This window comes from Arthrobacter silviterrae (assembly GCF_011045165.1).
GTDB lineage: Bacteria > Actinomycetota > Actinomycetes > Actinomycetales > Micrococcaceae > Specibacter > Specibacter silviterrae.
On sequence record NZ_JAAKZI010000072.1, the window covers coordinates 1 to 2,420 of the forward strand.

The following is a 2,420-nucleotide window of genomic DNA, read 5'->3' on the forward strand; positions in this document are numbered from 1 at the left end:
GTTCAGGGCTCCGGACGTGGTGAGGTAATTGCTGTGGGTTGTTAGGCGTGGTTCTTGATTTTGTAGCGGAGTGTCAGGTTGGTGCCTGGGTAGCGGGTTTTGGTGGCTGTGAGGTGGTCGCAGAGCTCCTTGATGGCTGCTGTTTTGGCTGGGGTGGGTAGCGGATCGAGGGTGATCGTGAGGTGGCCGGGCTGGCTGGTGTCGATGTCGCCGGTCTGGCTGAAGGCCTGGCGTGCGAGGGCGTGGGCTTCCTGTCCGGCCCGCCGGTATCCGGTGTTGGTGCGGATCTCCCTCGCTATGGTCATCGCGGTGTTGTAGGCGGCCATGCGGATGCCGTGGTGGATCAGTTTCGTCTCGGTGTCCAGGACTTGCTGGCCGGGGTTCAGCTCGCCGAGGCGCAGCTTCGCAGGGATCTTCTTGTGGTTCTTCTCAGCAGCGACCAGCACGTTTTCTGCGTCCCATACCGGTGCCATGACGTGGTTGTGCATGGCACTGGTGACCATGATTTCACCGGCGCCCTCGTCCGGGGTTTTCAACGCCAGCAGGTTCGCATCGGCCACGGCTGCGGCTTCCGCGTGCCGGGCACGGTCCGCGACAACGAGCTGGTAGGCCTTGGCCTTCGCCGGGTTCTTCACCATCCTGTCCTCATCATCACCGGTGCTGGCATAAGTGTCGTGGGAATCGAGGTCGAAGTGCATGCGGGCGTAGCGGAACTGGTTTTCCTGCCGCCACCGCGACCCCATCCGGTACACCACCTCCCCGGCACTCATGTCCGTCTCGGTGGTGAGGATGTGGATTTGCCGTGTGCCGCCACCGGTCGCGGCGACGATGCGGCTGAGCTGCCGAATCGGAAAGACTTCCCCGGTCGTCTTCGTCGCGGCCAGGGGCAGGTCAACGACCGTGTCAGCAACCGACCACTTCCGCTCCTCCCCGTGCCCGTCAGTGTGGGAGACCTTTTTGAAGAGATCTTGCTGAATGTCTTTGCTGGCGCCTTTGCGCCAGGTCAGCACGTCGAAACCTCGTTCTGCCATGTGTTTGAACAGGTCCGGCGACCAGCCGCCCCTATCGAAACCGACCAACACGCGCCTCCCGTCACCCACCGCTGCGCGCAGTTCCGGCAGGAGGCGGCGCAGCTCGGAAGCGAGGGACGCTGCGGGTTCGGCCATGACGACGAAGACGGGTGAGCCGTGGGTGTCGGTGACCCAGGTTTCCTCGGTCGCCGGGACGGGGAACTTCAACCGGGTCGAGTAGATCTTCCCGATCTTCCTGCCTCCCTGATAGGCGCGCACATGCCCGTCAACATAGAGGACCGCGGCCAGGTCCTCCCCGCCCGGGCCCGTGGCATTCAGGTGGTGTTTGGCCAGGGAGGCCATCAAATCTTGGGCCTTGCCGGCCTGCGCGAGCTGGCTGATCTTCCGGCGGATCGTTTTCACTTCCGGGGCGCGGTCCAATCCCAACACACGCCCCAGCTCGACCGGGTCGAAGCGGGTGGCTCCCTCGGCACGGGCTTCCCCGGCCAACGCCCGCAGCACCGCATCGACCAGGATCGTGTCGAGCCCGTAAAACCCGTCAGGCAAGGAACCGTAGGTGGCTTTCGCGCAGCCCAGCAGGCCGGTGGTTTCCAGTGCCGGGAAGGCCAGGAACAGCCCGGCATGGCGGATGTGGGCGGCCGGGGCAAACACCGGGGCCGCGCACGCAAGCAGACCGGCCCGTGCCGCGGCCCGCTCCCCGCCGCGGGCCGCCGGCACCGGCAGGACGGGCAGTTCTGCCGGTTCACGGCGTGCCGCGGCGTCGTGGTTGGAAGGGACGGGCGGTGCTCCCGTGGTGGCGGCCATGGCCAGGGCGCGCCGGACCGTGTCAGTGGAAACCCCGGTCGCTTCGGCAGTGGCCCGCAGGCTCGCACCACCGGCACGAACAGCCCTAATCTCTGCAGCCTTCGCCTCCGTCAGCAGGGACGGGCGTTTGGGGCCCTTCTTTACCGGCGCCAATCCCATCAGGCCAGTGCCTTCCAGGGCCTTGCGCCAGCGCCGCAACGACTCCGTGTTCACACCGAAACCAGCCGCGACCTCGTTGACCTGGGCAGCGCCGGTATCGACCAGTTGTGAGGCCGCCAGCCGCCGCAGCCCGTCCTGGCCCGGCCCCCACACATAGGCCAGCTGCCCGTTGATGAAGACCTTGCCGCCCGTTGCATCTTCCAACAGGGCTGCACGCTCGCCCAGAAGAACGGCGCCCAGATCCGGCAGCACGGGCAGAACGGTTTGGGTGGTCATTGAAACCATTGTTTCACCCACCCGCACACAAAATCATCACACCCTTATTATCTCACAACAGGGATGAAATTAACAGCCCAGCTAACATGAGAAACAGCGGAAACTCAACGAACTACAAAACCCTCCCCACCACCATGTCCGGAGTCCTGG

The 2,420-nt window shown here is 65.0% G+C and carries 1 protein-coding gene; it reads right to left on the reverse strand.

Going from position 1 to position 2,420, the window contains the following annotated elements; all coding sequences use genetic code 11:
* Nucleotides 1–41: 41 nt before the first annotated feature.
* Complete coding sequence (locus G6N77_RS19390; protein ID WP_165183809.1) at nucleotides 42–2,270, reverse strand: putative transposase; 2,229 nt, start codon at nucleotides 2,268–2,270, stop codon at nucleotides 42–44.
* Nucleotides 2,271–2,420: the final 150 nt, after the last annotated feature.